This is a genomic window from Hymenobacter sp. (assembly GCF_036387835.1).
In the GTDB taxonomy this organism is placed as follows: Bacteria; Bacteroidota; Bacteroidia; order Cytophagales; family Hymenobacteraceae; genus Hymenobacter.
On record NZ_DASVSY010000124.1, the window covers coordinates 1 to 19,660 of the forward strand.

7 protein-coding genes are annotated in these 19,660 nt (G+C 58.8%); 3 read left to right on the forward strand and 4 right to left on the reverse strand.

The annotated features are described in order from the left end of the window. Positions 1 to 465: 465 nt before the first annotated feature. A protein-coding gene (locus VF639_RS24920) for an IS3 family transposase (protein ID WP_331148679.1) occupies positions 466 to 1,541 on the reverse strand; the annotation gives its coding sequence in 2 pieces (ribosomal slippage) (positions 466 to 1,292 and positions 1,292 to 1,541; 1,077 coding nt in all). A gap of 539 nt (positions 1,542 to 2,080) precedes the next feature. Here VF639_RS24920 and VF639_RS24925 point away from each other — a divergent pair. Both VF639_RS24925 and VF639_RS24930 read left to right on the forward strand, forming a co-directional pair. Next, positions 2,081 to 7,531: a T9SS type B sorting domain-containing protein gene (locus VF639_RS24925; protein ID WP_331148680.1), complete on the forward strand. Its 5,451-nt coding sequence runs from the start codon at positions 2,081 to 2,083 to the stop codon at positions 7,529 to 7,531. A gap of 71 nt (positions 7,532 to 7,602) precedes the next feature. Next, positions 7,603 to 8,571, forward strand: a complete 969-nt coding sequence (locus tag VF639_RS24930) for a PorP/SprF family type IX secretion system membrane protein (RefSeq protein ID WP_331148681.1) — start codon at positions 7,603 to 7,605, stop codon at positions 8,569 to 8,571. Between the two features lie 340 nt (positions 8,572 to 8,911). On the opposite strand, the gene VF639_RS24935 is transcribed toward VF639_RS24930, so the two are convergent. Together VF639_RS24935 and VF639_RS24940 are read right to left on the reverse strand one after the other, a co-directional pair. Further along, positions 8,912 to 11,368 carry a prolyl oligopeptidase family serine peptidase gene (locus VF639_RS24935; RefSeq protein WP_331148682.1) on the reverse strand — a complete coding sequence of 819 codons (2,457 nt, stop codon included), beginning with the start codon at positions 11,366 to 11,368 and terminating at the stop codon, positions 8,912 to 8,914. A 223-nt stretch (positions 11,369 to 11,591) separates the two neighbouring features. Beyond that, positions 11,592 to 13,124, reverse strand: a complete 1,533-nt coding sequence (locus VF639_RS24940; protein ID WP_331148683.1) for a rhamnogalacturonidase — start codon at positions 13,122 to 13,124, stop codon at positions 11,592 to 11,594. A 669-nt stretch (positions 13,125 to 13,793) separates the two neighbouring features. Here VF639_RS24940 and VF639_RS24945 point away from each other — a divergent pair. Then, the gene (locus tag VF639_RS24945) at positions 13,794 to 16,922 is read left to right on the forward strand and encodes a T9SS-dependent M36 family metallopeptidase (RefSeq protein WP_331148684.1); all 3,129 of its coding nucleotides are present in this window, start codon (positions 13,794 to 13,796) and stop codon (positions 16,920 to 16,922) included. A gap of 326 nt (positions 16,923 to 17,248) precedes the next feature. On the opposite strand, the gene VF639_RS24950 is transcribed toward VF639_RS24945, so the two are convergent. Then, positions 17,249 to 19,294 (reverse strand): HelD family protein, encoded by a 2,046-nt coding sequence (locus VF639_RS24950; protein WP_331148685.1) that lies wholly within the window; start codon positions 19,292 to 19,294, stop codon positions 17,249 to 17,251. Positions 19,295 to 19,660 lie beyond the last annotated feature (366 nt).

Sequence of the window (19,660 nt, forward strand, 5' to 3'; positions counted from 1 at the left end):
CAAGATGCCCTTGCAGCTGATGAACCGAATGACTACCTGCCCGTTGTTGCATGCTGCAAAGTTACTTCCCCTCTACAGCTGAGTAGCAACTAAAGTCTTGCCCTAAAGGGCATAGCTTTAACTAACGCACCTGAAAAGTAAGAGGGCGTGCCATGAGCCCCCAACCCACAGACCACTTATTTTGTTAGTCAATTTCCCTGACTAAGCACTAGGATGGTTTTCCTCAAGCTAGCAGCACCAGCACTTTATCCCCGGGTAATCAAAGCATGATGCCTTTTCCAGGCACCTATTACTGGGCAGTGCGATCCATTGATCGTGCTGGCAATGTTGGTCTTTTGTCGAGTAAACGACCTTTTTCTTTCCGATGAAAAACAAACGGTTATTGTACATTTTGTTGCCAGGAGCTGTAGTAATTTGGAGCTTAATGTACGCTTCCCCTTTCGGTAAGCCAGTCGTTAGCAGAGGCTAAGCGGCTTGTTTAAATTCGGTGGGGGGCATAAAATTCAAGGCCTGGTGCGGCCGTTGTGTGTTGTCGTCGAGCATCCATTCGTCCACCAGTTGACGCACCTGAGTTAATGAGCGAAATAGGTGGACGTCGAGCAGTTCGCGGCGAAACGAGCCGTTGAAGCGTTCGATGTAGGCATTTTGGGTCGGCTTGCCGGGCTGAATCCAGTGCAGGGCGATGCCCTGCGCCTCGCACCATTCGCTCAACCGGGCGCTGATAAATTCCGGCCCGTTGTCGGTGCGCAGCTGCGCCGGCCGGCCATGGTACTCGACCAAGCGCGTCAGCACCTGCACCACGCGAGCGGCGGGCAAGGAAAAGTCAACTTCGAGGCCCAGCAATTCCCGATTGTACTCATCGAGCACATTCAGGGTCCGAAACCGACGGCCGTCCGTCAACACGTCACTGGTGAAGTCGAGCGACCAGCACACGTTGGCCGTCCCGGGCACCGCCAACGGCTGCTTGACACGGGTCGGCACCCGTTTTTTTAGGCGCCGGGGCAGGTTCAGGGCCAGGGCCCGATAAATACGCAACGTGCGTTTGTGGTTGATGACCAAGCCGTTTTTGCGCAAGCGGTGGTGCAGTTTCCAGAAGCCCCAGCCCGGGTGCCGACCGGTTAACGCCCGGAGCGCCTGCTGCACCGGCTCGTCGTTGCGCCCCCGCACCCCCGGCTGGTAGCTGCCACGCGAGAGCCCCACCAACGCACATGCTCGCCGCTGGCTCCAGCCGTTACTCACTAAGCCCTGCGCTGCCTGGCGCCGCGCCGCAGGGCTGGCTACTTTTTTCGCAGTATCTCCTTGATAGCCTGGTTCTCCAAGCTTAGGTCGGCAAACATCTGTTTGAGGCGCTTATTCTCGTCCTCCAAGTGCTTCAGCCGGGTCAGCTCGGCCACACTCGCCCCCGCATACTTGCTCTTCCAGGCATAGAAGGTGGCTTCGCTCAAGCCGTGCTCGCGCACAATTTGTGCCACGGTCTGGCCGCTGGCTTGCTGTTGCAGAATGGCCACAATTTGGGCTTTGCTGAATCGTCCTTTTTTCATCTTGCAGGTGTCAGGTAGTGAAAATACGCTTTTCTCTACTCACAACTGGCTCCCTATTTAGGGAAGCGTACATGCCGTTACGGGCTTGATATTAGGCACCAAATTGTAGCCCGCCAGTAGCCCCGCCAGCAGCCAGCGGGGCAGCCAGCCAGCCCCGCTTAACTTGTTGTCCCACCATATTCACGTAGCAGAAGTACGCAAAGCCTTACCGCTGCTAAAGAGGAAGGCACGGCGGCTGCCCGGACGGGGCACGTTGCGCTATTGGAGAGACTGGAAAGTAGCAAGTACGGAAGAGGCATTAGTGATTAGGGAAACGCTGGTTTAGCTAACCTAGCGTCAGATTGGTGGTTGGCGGTGGCCTTAGGCACTATTCTGATATTGGCTTGCATAAACTTGGCTGGCAGTGTGTAGTTTTACTGATACCGACCAGCAACGCTTTTTAGCAATAATTAGCCATTGGGTTCCGTTTCTTAAGGACAGCGAGTGGCACTTTTCTTCTGAGTATCTGCTTACCTGTTTGCCTATTTATCCGCCCTCCTATGCCTGCAGAGCTACCGTCTCCTGCCTTATCTACTACCCGAAAGCTCTTCCTGCCTATTTCTAAGCCCGGCCAGCCCGTTGGCGTTAGCAATTGGTACGCAGCCAAGAGGGCACGACTAACAGCTAATTGGCTGCTACTGCTACTGGTTTTGCTGCTAAGCGGCACGGCCACAACAGCCCTTGCGCAAGGAACCTCGCCCCCGGAGTGCAGCCAAGATGAGAAGTTTATCAACACCTGGTATTTCGGCTACAAAGCAGGTCTGAACTTCAACGTAGCAACAGACTCCATTCCGCCAGCGGTGCTAACCAATGGCCAGATGGTGGCGCCCGCTGGCTCGGGGGTGATGTCGGATGGTACGGGCAACCTGCTCTTCTACACCAACGGCGACACCATCTGGGACCGTAACCACACTGTTATGGTTAACGGCACGGGCCTGGGCGGCAATCCCCTTGCCACGGATGGTCCCCTGGCTATCAAAATGCCGGGCTTCGTAATGCCGGGCATGCCTACGCGCTACCTCGTTTTCACGCAGGGGGCGCAAGGTAGTCCTGGCCTGAGCTACTCGGAAGTTGTTATTCCCGCCGGCGGGGGGGCGGGCACGGTAACAGCTGCCACCAAGAACACCCCGCTCGCCCGCGGTACGACTGAGAAGATGACGGGCGTGTTTCACAAAAATGGCTGCGATATCTGGATCATTGTGCACGGTTGGGGCACGGCAAATACGGGCACCGACAGCCGGGGCGACGCTTTTCTGGCGTACCAGGTGACGCCGATGGGTGTCCAGCCCACGCCGGTAATTTCCCGCGTTGGGTCTGCGCACACGTCGAGCCTTTCCGCCCAGGGCTACCGCGGCCAAATGAAAGTGTCACCCGACGGCGAACAGCTGGCGGTGGCCCGCTTCAGCGAAGTTGCGGCCGACAGCGCGAGCAACAGCGTCGAGCTGTTTGCTTTCGATGCCGCTACGGGTGTGGTCAGCAACCCCCGGATCATCGACCGCGGGGCGGGCCGTTACTATGGCGTCGAATTTTCGCCGGGCCGCAGCCGGCTCTATGCCACCGTGCTAAGCCCGCCGCAGCTGCTGCAGTTTGATTTGAGCGCCCCCAACGTGCCGGCCAGTAAGCAAGTCATTCCACTCAATCAAACCACCCCGGTCAACCTAGGCTCCATGCAGGCCGCCCCAGACGGCAAGATTTACGTGGCCCGCGAAAACCAGCCCGCGCTAGGCTTTATTGCCTACCCCGATTCTTTGGGCGCTGCCATTGGCTACGCTGATGACAGCTTGCAGCTGGGTGGCCGCCGCAGCGGTCTGGGCTTACCCAACTTCAACCAGAGCTCTTTGCTCCGGGCCGGCATTGGCGCGGAAATCACGGCTTGCCGGGAAATAACTTTTCAGGCCAGCTTCGCCGTGCAAGCCACCAATCTGGTGTATGCCTGGACTTTCGGCGACGGCACTTCCTCCTCACTAGAGAATCCCGTTCACACCTACGCTACCCCCGGCAACTACAACGTTACGCTGCGCATCACCAATGACTGTTTTTGCCGCGAAGCCCAGGGGGTTATTCAGGTGCCAGGCCTGCCCGAGCCGGGTGGCATTGCTGCCCCCCAGACAGTGTGCGCCGGAACAACGCCGGCTGCTCTTACTAGTACTACCAATGCTTCGGGTGATGCTGGCCTGCCGCTCATTTACCAGTGGGAAACGTCATCGGATAACACCACTTTCACCGCTATCAACGGGGCTACCGGTCCCACCTACCTGCCACCAGCTTCGCTGCCAATCGGAACAACCTACTTCCGGCGGCGCGCTCAACTACTTTTGCCCAACCAATCAGGTCCTTACTGTACTCCTAGCTTCACTGCCTCAGTAGCCATCACCGTGGTGCCTACCCTAGCCGCTGGTAGCATTGCCGCCGACCAAACCGTATGCGCCGGCAGCCTCGTCGCGCCGCTGACTAGCACGGCCGCGGCAACAGGCGGCACGGGCACCTTTACTTATCAGTGGGAATCATCAGCGGACAACACAACCTGGACGCCTATTGCTGGGGCCACCGCTGCCGACTACGCGCCCGGTCCGCTCACAGCTACCACCTACTTCCGCCGCGTAGTAACTTCGGGTCCCTGCAACGCGCTGTCTGGCACCGTTACAATTACCGTGGTGCCCGCTTTGGTGGCCGGCAATATTGCTGCCGACCAAGCGCTGTGCGCCGGCGCCACGCCGGCCCCGCTCACCAGCAATGCCGCGGCTACGGGGGGCACGGGTACGTTCGCCTATCAGTGGGAGTCCTCGGTGGACAACACTACCTGGACGGCTGTAACTGGCGCCACCGGACCGACTTTAGCACCTGGCCCACTCACGGCTACTACCTACTTCCGGCGCCAGGTAAGTTCGGGTAGTGCCTGCGCCCCGGCGGTGTCTAACGTCGTCACTATCACCGTAGCGCCTGCCTTGGTTGCCGGCAGCGTTGCCGCCGACCAAACTGTATGTGCTGGCAGCCCCGTCGCGCCGCTGACGAGCACGGCCGCGGCTACGGGGGGTACGGGTACGTTCACTTACCAGTGGGAATCTTCAACGGACAACACTACTTGGACACCTGTAGCCGGTGCTACGAGCGATACTTTCGCTCCTGGCCTGCTCACGGCTACCACTTATTTCCGCCGCCAGGTAAGCTCCGGCGCCTGTACCACCACGCCTTCTAATACCGTCACGGTAACCGTGGTGCCTGCCCTGGTTGCCGGCAATATTGCCGCCGACCAAACCCTATGCGCTGGCGGTACCCCTGCCCCGCTTACCAGCAATACTGCGGCTACGGGCGGCACTGGCACTATCGTTTATCAATGGGAATCTTCGGCGGATAATGTGACGTGGACGGCTGTAGCCGGCGCTACTGGGCCAACGTTGGCGCCCAGCGCCCTCCCAGCCACTACCTATTTCCGGCGCCAAGCTAGCTCGGGCAGCGCTTGCGCCCCGGCGGTGTCCAACGTCGTTACCATCACCGTGGCACCCGCGCTGACGGCTGGCAGCATTGCTGCCGACCAAGCGCTGTGCCCCGGCGCTATGCCTACCCCGCTCACTAGTACGGCGGGACCTAGCGGGGGCACGGGCACCTTTATTTATCAGTGGGAATCCTCAACGGACAACACAAACTGGACCCCAATAGCTGGCGCCACCGGGCCGACTTTTGCACCCGGCGCGCTTACGGCTACCACTTACTTCCGGCGTCAGGTAACTTCGGGACCGTGCGGGCCGGTGTATTCGCCTTCTGTTGCCATTACCGTGCTGCCAACTCTGGTAGCTGGTACCGTTGCCGCCAACCAAACCGTGTGCGCAGGCGCCACACCTAGCCCTCTCACCAGCACAGCCGCGGCTACGGGTGGCACGGGCATGGTTACTTACCAGTGGGAATCTTCGGCAGACAACGTAACCTGGACACCTATTGCCGGGGCTACCGCTGCCGACTATGCGCCTGGTCCGCTCACGGCTACTACCTACTTCCGCCGCCAGGCAAATTCCGGCGGCTGCGGACCAGCGTATTCGCCCTCTATCACTCTAACGGTGCTGCCCGCTCTGGTGGCCGGCAGTATTGCCGCCGACCAAGCGCTGTGCGCCGGCGCCACGCCAGCCCCGCTCACCAGCAATGCCGCAGCTACGGGGGGCACGGGTACGTTCGCCTATCAGTGGGAATCTTCGCCGGATAATACAAACTGGTCGGCCGTAGCCGGCGCCACGAGCGATACTTTTACCCCTGGTGTCCTCACGGCTACCACCTACTTCCGTCGCCGGGTAACTGCGGGGTCCTGTGCACCAGCCTTGTCTAATGTAGTCACCATTACGGTGGCGCCGGCCTTAGTCGCCGGCACCATCGCCGCCGATCAGGCCGTGTGCGCAGGCGCTATTCCCGCCCCGCTCACCAGCACGGCAGGAGCTAGCGGCGGCCCGGGTGGCTATAATTACCAGTGGGAATCCTCGCCTAATAATACTGCCTGGACGCCCATCGCCGGGGCCACCGCTGCCGACTACGCGCCCGGTCCACTCACAGCCACTACCTACTTCCGCCGCCGGGTGAGTTCGGGAGCCTGCGGACCCGAATATTCGGCCTCCGTTGTTCTGACCGTGTTACCCGACCTTATTGCGGGTAGTATCACCGCTGACCAAGATATTTGTGCGGGCGCCACCCCTACCCCCTTGAGCGGCGGTGCAGCCAGTGGCGGCACGGGCACCTTTGCCTACCAGTGGGAATCTTCGCCGGATAACGCAAACTGGACGGCTATTGCTGGTGCCACCAACCCAACGTTCGCGCCCGGTGCTCTCACAGCCACCACTTACTTCCGCCGCCGCGTGACTTCGGGTACGGGCACCTGCTCAACGGGCGTAACAAACGCGGTGACGGTACGGGTGCAGCCCGTCGTGACTCCTACTGTGAGCTTAACTGCTCCGCCCGTGCAATGCCCTGGCACTGCCCTGACTTTCACGGCCGTTCCCACCAACGCGGGTGCCGCCCCTACTTTCCGCTGGCTCGTCAACAATGTGGCCGTGGCCAGTGGGCCCACGTTCACCAGCAGCACGTTGGTTTCCGGCGACCAAGTAACTGTCGAGGTGACGCCTACGGCGGGGCTGTGCAGCACCGGGCCGGCCGTGGCCACGGTTACGGTCACGCGCACCCCGGCGCCGATGCCGTCGCTTTCCATTGCTGTGCAGCCCGGCGGACCGGTTTGCTTGGGTGCGCCACTTACGTTTAGTCTTACCGGTGTAACGGAAGCCGGCCCCACACCCGAATATCAGTGGCAGGTCAACGGCAACGATGTGACGGGTGCCACGGGCCCGGTCTTCACCAGCACGACGCTGCGCGAAGGCCAAACCGTGACGCTGCGTCTGCGCACGAGCAACGCTTGCGGACAAACCGTCACGGCGGTTTCCAATGGCGTGGCGGTGCGTATTCAACCGCCGGTTGACGTGGATGCCGGCCCCGACAAAGAGATTCTGGCCGGTACCTCCGTGGCACTGGAAGGCCGCGCCGATGGCACGTACCCAGTAACGTGGACGACTTCGACAGGGCAGACTTTCCCGGGCAATGACCGACTGCAGCCTATCGTGTCGCCTACGGTGACCACCACCTACACCATCTCGGCCGGGGCCGCGGGCTGCGCCGACTCCGACCAGATGACGGTGACCGTGCGCCCAGCTATTCGCATTCCCAACGCCTTCACACCCAACGGCGACGGCCGCGACGACACTTGGCAGATCGAGTTCATCGAGCAATTCCCCGACAACACCGTAAGCGTATTCAACCGCTGGGGCAACCGAATCTTCTCGGTTAACAACTACAGCCGGGCCAATGAGTGGCGCGGTGACATCAACGGCCAGCCTGCTCCAGTTGGCACTTACTACTACGTCGTCGTCACGAAGGGCCCCCTGGGCAAATCCTACAGCGGGTCGATTACGATTCTGTATTAACAAAACGGCCTGCGGCGTTGGGCGCCGCAGGCCCATGGTTTTCTTAGATAGCCGTCAAGGTCATTACTGATATGAAAAGAGTTCTACCTCTACTGCTGCTCCCGCTGCTGCTGGCAGCCGCGCCGGCCCTGGCCCAGCAGCAGGCGCAGTACAGCCAGTACATGAACAACAACTACATCCTAAACCCTGGCGCAACCGGCGTGGAGGACTACATCGACGTTAAGTTCAGTTACCGTACCCAATGGGTGGGCCTAGAAGGAGCCCCCAAAACCTACTACGCCAGCATCAGTTCTTCCCTCGGCAAGTGGCGCACCACCAACAAGCGCACCATCCGCGACCGGCGCCGGCCATTTCACGCGCTGGGCGCCCTCGTGTACAACGACGTGACCGGGCCCACAAGCCGGAAGGGGGCCTACGTTTCCTACGCCTACAACCTGGTTTTGGCGCCCGATCTGCGGGCGGCACTGGGTGTGTCGGCTGGCATGCAGCAGTTTGCCGTTGATGGTCAGCAGCTGCAGTTCTTCGACCCCACCACCGTCGCCGCTAGCGACGCCTCGCGGGTGCTGGATGCCTCGGTAGGTTTGTGGGTGTACAGCTCCAAGTTCTACGCGGGAGTATCGGGGGCGCAGCTGCTGGCCAACAAGCTCGACTTCTCGTTTGGAAACAACCAGCTGGGCGCGGGCGCGGGCAACTACTTAAAGCGGCACTACTTTGCTACGGCGGGGGTACGGTTGCCGCTCAGCGAGGACTGGTCACTGGTACCGTCGGTACTGGTTAAGGCCGTAAACCCGGCCCCGCTCTCACTCGACCTCAACGCCAAGCTTAAGTACCAGGACCTGCTGTGGGCGGGCGTGTCATGGCGGGCCTTCGACTCGTTTGTGGGGATGGTGGGCCTCAGCTATGAGCAGCTCACGCTAGGCTATTCCTATGATGCAGGCCTCTCAGAACTAGCTGGCTACCACCGGGGTAGCCATGAAATACTATTGGGCCTGCGTCTGAAGAAAAAAGCGCAAGTGGTGTGCACCAACAGGTTCTGGTAGGGCTTGGCTCGCATGAAGTAGCTGGACTGGTCGTTACTCAACACTTCGGCCAGGTTCGGGAAGTCTTCTAAATCCACGAACAGGAACAAGCAGGTTCCGGTGACTGGTAGTTGCGCACCAGCAACTTATGGTTCGGCGTGGTAACGAAGATCCTAGTGAATAAATAAGTTAAATCCGCAGTAGGGGCGGGAATTGCTTGCTGGTGCCAGCGGGCAGTTCCCGCCCCTACTGCGGATTTGGCTGTGTGAAGGCAGCGCCCACGCTAAGGGCAATTGAAACAACTGCATTAAAGCGGAAACACCAGTATTTCCAGGCCGCTCACCAATTATTCAGCAAGGCTTTAGTTGGCAGGCGCCGGGGCTTTCACGTACTTGTTTAGCCACGAATCCATCTCCCACAGCATGTGAAGCAAGTTCTCGCGGGCAGCGTAGCCGTGTGATTCGGCGGGCAGCACCACGTAACGGGCGGTGGCGCCCTGGCCCTTTAGCGCGGCATAATACCGCTCGCTCTGAATGGGGAAGGTGCCGGAGTTGTTGTCGGCTTCGCCGTGGATGAGTAGTATAGGCGTCTTGATTTTGTCGGCAAAGTTGAACGGCGACATAGCGTTATACACCTCCGGGGCCTGCCAAAACGTGCGTTCCTCGCCTTGAAAGCCGAACGGCGTGAGCGTACGGTTATAGGCGCCGCTGCGGGCAATACCGGCCTTGAACAAATTGGAGTGCGAAAGTAAGTTTGCGGTCATGAAGGCCCCGTAGCTGTGGCCCATTACGGCCACCCGGTTGGCGTCCACTACGCCTAGGCGGGCGCCTTCGTCGATGGCGGCTTTGGCGCTGCTTACTAGCTGTTCGATGTAAGTATCGTTGGGTTCCTTGTTGCCCTCGCCCACAATCGGAATGCTGGCGTTGGCTAATACCGCGTAGCCTTGCGTAACCCAATACACGGGGGAAGCCCAACTCAGCCGCGTGAACGTATAAGGGGAGCCGCTCACTTGCCCAGCGTTGGTTTTGTCTTTGAATTCAACGGGATACGCCTCCATTAGCGTGGGCAGCGGGCCGTCGGTTTTCTTGTACTTCTGGGGCAAATACAGGTCAGCCGTCAAGTCTACCCCATCGGCGCGCTTGTAATGCAGCACCTGCTTTTTGAAGCTGCCGCCAAAGCTGGCGTAAGGGTTAGCGAATTTGGTAACGGCCGTTAGCTTGTCTTTTTTGGTGGCGTCGCGCAGGTAATAATTCGGATTATCATTCAACGACTCGCGGCGGGTAAGTAGGTCGCGGTGCTGGCCACTGGCATCCAGAATAGCCACTGGGATTTCATAAACCGGCGCTTCGGACCGCCACCAACGGGTGGTTTTCTTGGTGGTCAGATCCAACTCGTCTACGAAAGGACGGTCGCCCTCGGGGGAAGCGCCTTGGCCGAGCAAATAGATGCTCTGCCCCGTGGGGCCACCGGTGAGCAGCACCGATTTGCCCTGGGCATTACGGTGCTCGTAGGGCGAGCCGGGGTTCTTGTAGGTATCTTGTTCCGAGCCGTCGAAGAGCACCTGGAGCGGCGCGCCTGGGGTGCTAGGGTTGAGCTGCCAGGTGGTTTGGTGGCGGTCGGCCCACCGGTAGCCATCGGCCAGGGCTAGCTTATTGTTGCCCCAGGTGAGGCCCGCAAAACGCATCGGCAGCGCCGCCAGCTCCTGCGCGGCACCTGCAAACGGCGCACTCAGGGTGTAGAGCTTGTCCCGAATATCGGCTTTCACCTTGGGGTCGCCGCCATCTTGGGCTTCGGCGTAGGCAATGGTGGCCGGCTCGTCGGCGCGCCAGGAGTGGCCGCGCGGGCCAGTAGCTACGGCATCGAAATTGGTTGGCACGTTGTCGGCCAGCGGCAGGTCGGCTACGGTTTTCACTAGCGTCCCGCTACCTATGTCAAGTACATCGATGCGCTGCGGGAAACTACTCAGCGGCAGCAGGTAAGAGTACGGCCGGTGGCGGGTACGCAGCAGCACGTATTTGCCATCGGGCGAGGGCGACGCGGTTTGAATAACCGCCGGCTGGCCCAGCGGCTGGGCCTGGCCATCCGTTAAGCTTACTTTTACTAGTTGCGAAGTGGCGTAGTAATCGAATAACCGCTCATCGGCAGGGTTTTTCAATAAGTCTTGGTACGTACGAGCCCCAGATTTTTTGCCACTACTCTCTTGCACGGCAGGACCAGTAGGCGCCGCATCGGCAGATGGCGCGGGGCCGCGGCCGGCGGGTACGGTGCGCGCCAGCAGCGTTTTGCTATCGGATACCCACTCAAAGGAAGCTCCGAAGGCATCGTTGAGGGGGGTGCTAAGCAGGCGGCGGGCCGTGGCCGTGGCCACGTCGGCCACCCATAACTCCACCCGACCATCCGAGCCGGAGCCGGGCGTAGTGAGGGCGAAGGCCATCGTTTTATTGTCGGGCGACCAGCTGACGCCGCTGATGCGCGCCTGCGCTGGGAGACCTTTTACGTCGGTTTCGGCGCCGTTGGGCAACTTTTTGAGCTTGATGCCCACCGCATAGCTAACGCGGCTAGGGCCGTTGGTGCGCGGGTTGAAGCGCAAGCCCGCCAAACGTAGTTCCGGCTGGGCCAACTCTGCCACCGTGGGGAAATCCTGCACTTGCAACAAGGCCATAGTGCGGCCGTCGGAAGTCAAGCTCACGCGGGGCGTAGGAGGCGCTAGCAGCAAATCCTGAATGGCTTTGGGGGGCGTTTGATACTTGAAATCCTGGGCCTCAGACACGGCAGCAGTGGCAAGTAATAAGGTAGCGGAAAGAAGAAGTTTGTTCATGCGCAGAAACGGAAAAAGGAACTGTTGTGGCAGACGCTCATGGTAGTAAGGTACCACTGACAACGGAAATGGCCAGTACATAATTAAGCAACTAAAGCCTGTGGCCGAAGCATTCGATACCTAACGGTTCAGCAAGCAAACTGACTTATGTCAACCCAACCGGACCTGCCCCGCGTGCTGCATACTGAAGCGTCTTTGATACCCGCAAACGAACTTCGATTTCTTAGCGCGTTGGCTTGGTGGCTTTGATGCCGGGCGCATTCTGCACCCGGCGCGCTTTGACGTCAACAAACCGGGCGGTTTCGACACCCTTGGCTACCGGAGCCTGAAAGTCGTCCAGGGAGAGTTCCTCCACGTCTTCGGCGAGCAGGGCCGGGCGCTGGTCTGGTCCGTTCAGCTCGAAGCGGATATTGCTTAGTTTCAGGTCGCGCACGTGCCGGGCGAAAAGGCCGTAGGCGGGCGTGGGGCCCAGCAGGAAAGGTTCGGGGTACTGCGTTTCCAGTGAGGCCAGCTCGGGCAGCGCCCGCTGGCTTTGGGCCGTAGTGCCGCCGCCTTGGTAGCGCACGTAGATGTTGCTGAGCCGAATGCCTTCCAGCGGGTGACCCGGCACGCCGGTGATTTGAATGCCGCTGAGTGAATCACGGGTGGTGGCCACCACGTTGGCAATAGAGATGTTGCGCACTACGCCCGTTTTGGTGGTTTCGGCCGGGCCGCGGTTGCGGCTACCCAAGGTGATATAGATGGGGTAGTGCGAGATGTTGCGCATCGTTAGGTTGGAGATGCTGATGTTCTCCATGATGCCGCCGTCCACTTCCTCCAGGGCCAAGCCGTTGCAGCTCTCAAACACACAGTTGGACACCACGCAATTGCGGAAGCCGCCGTTGGACTCGGTACCAAACTTGATGCGCCCACTCGACCAGCCCACTTTGGCCGGAATGCGGCGGCCGTCCAGTAAGGTGCCTTCCTCGAACCCCGACACGGCGCAGTTGGTGATCAGCAGATTTTCCGTAAGCCAGGGCCGCCCCAGGGCGTAGGAGCTTTTGGGGCAAATAGCGTCGTCGTGGGGCGAATTGACGCGGCAGTTCGAAACCATGGTATTGGTGCAGCAGTCGATGTCGATACCGTCGCGGTTGGTGTCGATGGTCAGGTTGTCGAGGGTGGTCAGGTCGCAGCCCGTGAGCAGGATGGCGAAGTGTCCGCCGCGTACCATCGTCACGTCGCGGATGAGCACGTTGTGGCAGCGCTTGAGGGCGATGGCCTTGTCGCCCAAGCCAATGGAGCCTCCAGTGGGATTACCTAAGTGCTCTTTGTCCTTGAGCGTCAGCCCGCCGCCGTCGATCAGGCCGCGCCCCGTGATGGAAACGTTGGTCAGGTCCTCTCCCCAAATCAGGCTGTTGTGAAAATAAGTGTGGCCGCCATCCTGGTAAGCTTTACCGGCGAAGGTTTCGGCCGGATCGTAGGCATTCATGGCCTGTGGGGCGCCCAACAGAACGGCGCCGGCGCTCAGGTTAAGTTCAATGTTGCTCTTCAAGTGAAGGCTGCCGCTCAGGTAAGTGCCGGCCGGCAAGTACACGGTTCCACCCCCAGCCTGCGCGGCTGCCGCAATAGCTTTATTGATGGCGGGGCTGTCAAGGGTTTTGCCGTTGCCGGTGGCTCCGTAGGTGCGCACATTGTACGCGCCGGGAGTTGGTTGGGCCGCAGCGTGCAGCGTGAGCAGCAGTAAGAAAAGGGAAAGCAGCTTGTGTTGCAACGACATAAAGCGCGGGGCAAAGTAGAGAGGAGATAAAAGTTGGTTGCGGCTCCACCAGGCTTGTCGCCGGGTACTTACTGGCTGACAGCAACCAGCATGCTACCCGACTAAACCAACGGACGGTAGTAAGGTAGGGAATACGGAAATGTTTCAACTCCCTTGGGCTCCTTTGAGCTGTCTGATTCCCGTTCAGCAAGCAGCAAGATAAGCGGCGACTTCTGCGCGCTTTTACGCACCCAGGCTGCTCATAACAAGAACTTTAACTGAGTGGTCGTTCTAAATCCTGAACTGATTGACAGCGCTAACTTCACCAGCGGCCTGTTTGGTAGCGGAATCGTTATAGATGCTACGTATCGCCGTTTAACTGACTTATTTCCGCCTGCTACTACATCCGCGTGGTCGGCTACTTACTGCCGCTAAAGCCAGTTCAGTCCGGCAGCCTGGCCCTGGATAAATGCCAGGAATTAACGCTGAAACCAATGTAGCCCAATGAGGGTGTGAACCCGCCACTGCGCCGCGAGCAGGCAAATTATAACTAAAGCACTAACGTTTAATGTTTTAAAGAATATGCGGTTTGGCTCGTAAACCGAGGAACCGGATAGTCGGTGAATATCGTATGGCTTTCAATCAACCAAAAAACAGCCTCTATAGCCCACTTTTAACCCCTTTTAGTACATGAGTAAACTAGTACTTCTCGCATCCCGGGTGATGTTGACCCTAGGTTTGCTGGCCACGAATCTGGCCTCTTTTGCCCAAAGCAGTGGCAGCGCCGAAAAAAAGCCCGTTCCGCAGGTGGCCCTGGACCACCTCAGAAAAAACAAACAAGCCCTGCAGCTAGCCGACGAAGACCTGGCGGACCTCGTGTTGAGCAGTCAGACGGCCAGCAAGCACAACGGCCTCAAGCACCTCTACATTCAGCAGCGCTACGAAGGCATCGACATTCACGGGGCAGTTAGCAACCTCAACTTGTCGAAAGACGATCAGGTTATCAATCTGGGGAACCGTTTTCAGAAAGGGGTCGGCAAAAAAGTTAAAGCCAAGCAGCCCACGCTGGACGCCACCGCTGCCGTGGCCGCTGCCGCCCGCCACCTTAATCTCTCGCCCAAAGGGTTGACCACAAAAGTCGCAGGGCAAGGCGCTGACCGGGCCACGATGTTCACCGAGGGTGGCATTTCTCTGCGTCCAATTCCGGCCAAGCTGGTATACCAGCCCACCGCCGAAGGATTGGTGCTGGCTTGGGAGGTATCCATTTACGAGCTGGATGCCCGCAACTGGTGGATCGTGCGAATGGACGCTACCACCGGCGCCTTCCTCGAAAAAGATAACCTGGTTGTGGAGTGCAACTTCGACAACGATGGTCCTGGTGGCCAAGCGCTAAGCTCCAGCCGCCCGACAGCGGCGCCGTTTTCGTTCCAGGCCCTGATGGCCGCGCCTACGGCCAATGCCTACAACGTATTTGCTATTCCCACCGAAACGCCTTCGCACGGACCGCGCGTATTTGTAGGCACGGACGTGGCTGATAAAACGGCTTCGCCTATGGGTTGGCACACCGTGGCACCGGGAATATCTTACACGACCACCCGCGGCAACAACGCCTACGCTTACGAAGATCCGGACAACAACAACAACCTGGCCGGCCTCAATTATAGCCCCAACGGTGGTTCCTCGCTGCTATTCGACTTTCCGGTTGACTTCACCAAGCAGCCCGTCACGTACCGCGACGCCGCCACGACCAACTTGTTTTACATGAGTAACATCATGCACGACATCTGGTACCAATACGGCTTCGACGAAGTCAGTGGCAACTTCCAAACCACTAACCCCAATCCCCTGCAAGGCCTAGGTGCTGACCAGGTGATGGCCGAGTCGCAGGACAGCCGCAACGTAATTGCCACCCGCAACAACGCCAACTTCGCCACGCCCACCGATGGCCAGGCTCCCCGTATGCAAATGTACTTGTGGAGCGGAGCGCCTGACCCCAACCTGTTCAAGGTAAGCGCGCCGGCTGGCATTGCCGGCACGTACCCGGCCAGAGAGGGCTCCTTTAGCAAACCTTTGACTGCTACTGCCTTAACCGGCCGCTTGGTGTTGGCCCAGAGCACGCCTCCGGCTTCGCCGGGCATCAGCGAGGAAGGCTGCGGTGCCTTCACCAACGCGGCGGCCGTGAGCGGCAACATTGCCGTGGTGTACCGGGGCAACTGCGGTTTTGCCGATAAGGTCCAGAATGCGCAGAAAGCCGGGGCCGTTGCTGTGGTCGTCATCAACAACGTGAGCGGTGAACCAACCGTGATGGGCGGCACACCGACCACGGCCACGCCAGCCATTGTTATTCCGGCCGTCATGATCAGCCTGGAAGCGGGCCAACGGATTCGGCAGCAGCTGGACGCCGGCACGCCGGTAACGGTGGTACTGCAAAACAGCGGCTCCCTGCCCGAGCTAGACGGTGACTTCGACAACGGCATCATCGCTCACGAATACGGCCACGGCATCTCTACCCGCCTGACCGGCGGCCCCAACAACTCCAGTTGCCTAAACAACGCCGAACAGGGTGGCGAAGGCTGGAGCGACTGGTTTGGCCTGATGCTAACCATGAAAGCCGGCGACACTGGCCCCAAAGCCCGCGGCATTGGCACCTACGTGCAAAATCAGCCGACCTCGGGCCGCGGCATCCGCCCTTCTCCGTACAGCACTGATTTCGCAATAAACAACTACACTTACGCCGCTACCAACAACGCCGTCCTTACGCAGCCTCACGGCGTAGGTTTCGTGTGGGCCACGATGCTGTGGGACGTGACCTGGTCGCTCATCAACCAGTACGGGTTCGACCCGAATTTGTACACCGGTAAGGGCGGCAACAACCTCGCGATGCAGCTTGTCATCGATGGCCTGAAGCTGCAACCTTGTAGCCCCGGCTTCGTGGACGCTCGCGACGCCATTCTGGCAGCCGACCGCGCTGATAACGCCGGCGCCAACCAGCAGTTGATTTGGGCGGCTTTTGCCAAGCGCGGTCTGGGCTTCAGTGCCCGCCAAGGCCTGAGCACCAGCCGGTCCGACCAGGTAGAAGCCTTCGATATGCCGCCCATGTACTCGTGTGCCGCGCCTACTATCACCGCGCAACCTACTTCTAACGTGTACACCGGCGGTCCGGCCACGACCATTTACCTAGGATATGGCGCCCAAAGCGTGCAGCTACAAGCCAATAGCACCAGCACAAGCGCCGTTAGCTACACTTGGAGCCCCGCCGCTGGCCTGAACAACCCGGCCATCGCCAACCCCGTGTTCACGCCCACCACCGCAGGTAGCTATACCCTGACCGTTAAGGCCCTTAACAGTGCCGGGTGCAGCTCTTCGGCTTCGGTGACCATCACGGTGGTCGACGTCCGTTGCGGCTCGGCCAACAACCAGGTGCTTATGTGCCGCGGCAGGTCCACCCGGTGCGTCAACTCCAGCCAGGTAGACGCCTCCTTAAGGCGTGGTGACCAGCTAGGCAGCTGCCCAACCAGCACCAGTAGCTCGACTCTTGCGGAGCAAGAAGTGGCGGCGGACAGCGACCTGGTGAGTGCCCCGAACCCAGGCGTTGGGTCTACGACGGTTTCCTTTACGTTGGGCACGGCCGGCGCTTACCGCTTGGAGGTGCTGAACCTGCAAGGCACAGTAGTAGCGGTACTCGGCGAAGGCTCCGGTGCGGCCGGTCAGCGCTTCACGTATGAATTCACCAAAGGCCGCTTAACCGGTGAGCTTTACCTCGTGCACCTGATTACCGGTAAAAGCAACAAGTTCTCCCGCGTTGTCTTGAAAGATTAAGCAACACAGGAGTGCGTACGTTGCCGTTCGAGGGTGAGCCAGCGCCGAGGCAGAGGTCTGCTTTCCGCAAGTAAACCAACTGCCTCCACGGCAACAACTACCAGTAACTAGAGGACCCATTATCCAGCATAGGCAATAAAGCGCCTATGCTGGATAATGGGTCCTCTAGCATTATAGGGGTTCTTCTTCCAAAAAGGCGGATTTCCCCTACCTCTTTGTTGAAACCGAACACTGGATGCAACGGGCCGATCTGGCCGATGTGCTCTATTTGGAGGGTTCACTCAATTCCAGGCTCTCAACTTACTTTTCGGTAATAAGCAGCCATACTAGGCAGATAAAAACGTGGTGAGCTCTCCTGAGTACGTTAGCGTGAGTTGGTGCATCGCCCGGGTGCAGGCCACATACAGCATCCTTTTATCGATTTCTGTTTTATAATTGCGGGCAGAGGCAAAGGGCACAATCACTTCATCGAATTCCAGTCCTTTCGCTAAATGGGCCGTGGTGATGATAACCCCTTCCTTGAAAGACGTGGACTCGGCCGTCAGCAATTGAACACCTAATGCTTGCAGCGCCTGATAGGCCGCGGCTGCTTGCCGGAGGGTTTTGCAGATAACGCCCAGGGAATGATTGCCGGCGCTTTGGAAGGCTGTGATTTGCTGCCTGATGGTGTCCAACTCTTCGTTCTGGTTGCTGCAATGCACCACGACGGGCTCCGGCCCATGCCGTTCCAGTGGTATGAGGTGAGGATTGGGCGTGATCTGCTGCGCGAAAACTGTAATCTCCATGGTCGAGCGGTAGCTGCGGTACAGCTTGACCACTTCCGCTTGTGGAAAGACGCGTTCGATGGTTTCGGCGGACGAAGCGCTGTAGGGGTTTACGGTCTGGCTAACATCGCCCAGAATGGTCTTTCGGCACAGAAACAACCGAGACAAGACGGCATAGTGCACCGGGGTGTAATCCTGCATCTCATCCACCAGCAAGTGCTTGACTTGCTCGTAGGCAGTGATGCCTTCCAGGCGGATGCGCAAGTAAATCAGAGCAAAGACATCCGCATATTCCAAGTGCAGCCGATGGTCGATCTTCAGGAGTTCGGGTTTGCCGAGCCAGCGGTAAAAATCGCGGTAGAGCTCCAGCACCTGGTGAAACTTGAACATGCGGGGAATGGCTTCCCCAATAATGGATTTCTCGTGCCCGGTCAGCTTCCGGCGGACGGTGTCCCGCACGTGGGCACGAACATCTTCTGCCACCAGCGCAAAGCGTTTCAAGAGTGGCACCCGATGGTAGGACCGGAACTTCTCTTGAATAAAACGGCTGGAAACCAAGGTTTGGCCGACCCGCAGCTCAGTAACCGTAAAGTAGTGATTCTCGATGTGGAGCAGGTACTGATTCAGCTTGCTCAGGAATTCAAACGAAGATTTGAATTGGATGCGTTCAATGAACGCGGCATCGTGGTCTTCCAGCAGCGCAGACACCTGCTCGAAAAAGGTCTGGAACGAGTACCGGTTGTCGAGCAACTCGGCGGCCAGCTCGTCCATGCCCATTTCAGGAAGGTGTTCTTCCCCTAGTTCGGGCAAGACGTTCGAAATGTAATCGGCAAAGACTTTATTGGGCGAAATGAGGAGTAAGTCTTTGGCTGCGATGGTTTCCCGGTAGCGATACAGCAGGAACGCAATTCGGTGCAAGGCAATCGAGGTTTTGCCCGAGCCGGCTACGCCCTGAATGACCATTACCGGCGCGGTTTCGTTGCGGATTACCGCATTCTGGTCTCGTTGAATGGTGGCGACGATGTTCTTCATCTTATCGTCGGAGGACTTGGCCAGTTCGCGCTGCAGCACGTCGTCGTTAATGTTGACGTCATTTTCGAGCAGGAACTCCAGACGGCCGTCCCGGATCTTGTATTGCCGTTTGAGCGCAATATGGCCCTGAATGGGCCCGGAAGGGGTGCTATAGGAAGCCTCTCCCAGCTCGAAATCGTAGAACATGGAGGCGATGGGGGCCCGCCAATCGTAGATCAGGTTCTGGCGCTGCTGCTCGTCGAAAAAGGAATGCACACCGATGTATACCGGCGTTTTCACCTGATTCGGGGTCACAAAATCAAGACGGCCGAAGTAAGGGGATTGCCCCAGCTTGATAAGCTTGCGTTTGCGGGCCACGGCGGCTTCGCCCGTAAAGGCCATGCGGTTGATGGATTGGCCGGCAGCGACCATATCGGCGTCGTCCATGCCCGACTGGTGCTCGTGGATATATTGCTTTTTCTGCCGGAGCTCGTCGGCAAACTGCTTGACAGCGTCATCAACCCGCCTAACGGCCAGCGTCAGTTTCTCCTTGATTTCTTCTAAGTATTCCCGCTCTTCCTGTTCGGTTGTGTTCATCACGTACGGCTCTGGCAAAAGGCCCGCAAAGGTGACAGCAAATTTTGATCGGTAGAAGCGTTCTACTTGTTTTATTAGGCGCCTAGCCTTTCCACAACTTGGCAGGGAATGGCAATACATCGGTGCAGAAGCCTGCGTACCCGTTCCTGTTCGCCACCCTCTTTCGATTGCCTTGATAGCTGCGTAGGGCGAGTTCTCTCGTTCCTCTTACGACGCATTTGTGCTGTACCAAAAACGTTCAGGCTATTTCCAGTGCGAGATTTCCTCTATTTGGTTCGCAGAACCTAGTCTTCTCTAACGCCACTCCTGATACGGCCACCAGCACAGTGCCTCAACCTAGTTTAGGGTAGGGTTTCAGCCATCCGT

Bases quoted from the DNA above. Each gene is read 5' to 3' on its own strand.
- VF639_RS24940 (WP_331148683.1), bottom strand. From the start codon at position 13,124: ATGTCGTTGCAACACAAGCTGCTTTCCCTTTTCTTACTGCTGCTCACG.
- VF639_RS24945 (WP_331148684.1), top strand. From the start codon at position 13,794: ATGAGTAAACTAGTACTTCTCGCATCCCGGGTGATGTTGACCCTAGGT.
- VF639_RS24930 (WP_331148681.1), top strand. From the start codon at position 7,603: ATGAAAAGAGTTCTACCTCTACTGCTGCTCCCGCTGCTGCTGGCAGCC.
- VF639_RS24950 (WP_331148685.1), bottom strand. From the start codon at position 19,294: ATGAACACAACCGAACAGGAAGAGCGGGAATACTTAGAAGAAATCAAG.
- VF639_RS24925 (WP_331148680.1), top strand. From the start codon at position 2,081: ATGCCTGCAGAGCTACCGTCTCCTGCCTTATCTACTACCCGAAAGCTC.
- VF639_RS24935 (WP_331148682.1), bottom strand. From the start codon at position 11,368: ATGAACAAACTTCTTCTTTCCGCTACCTTATTACTTGCCACTGCTGCC.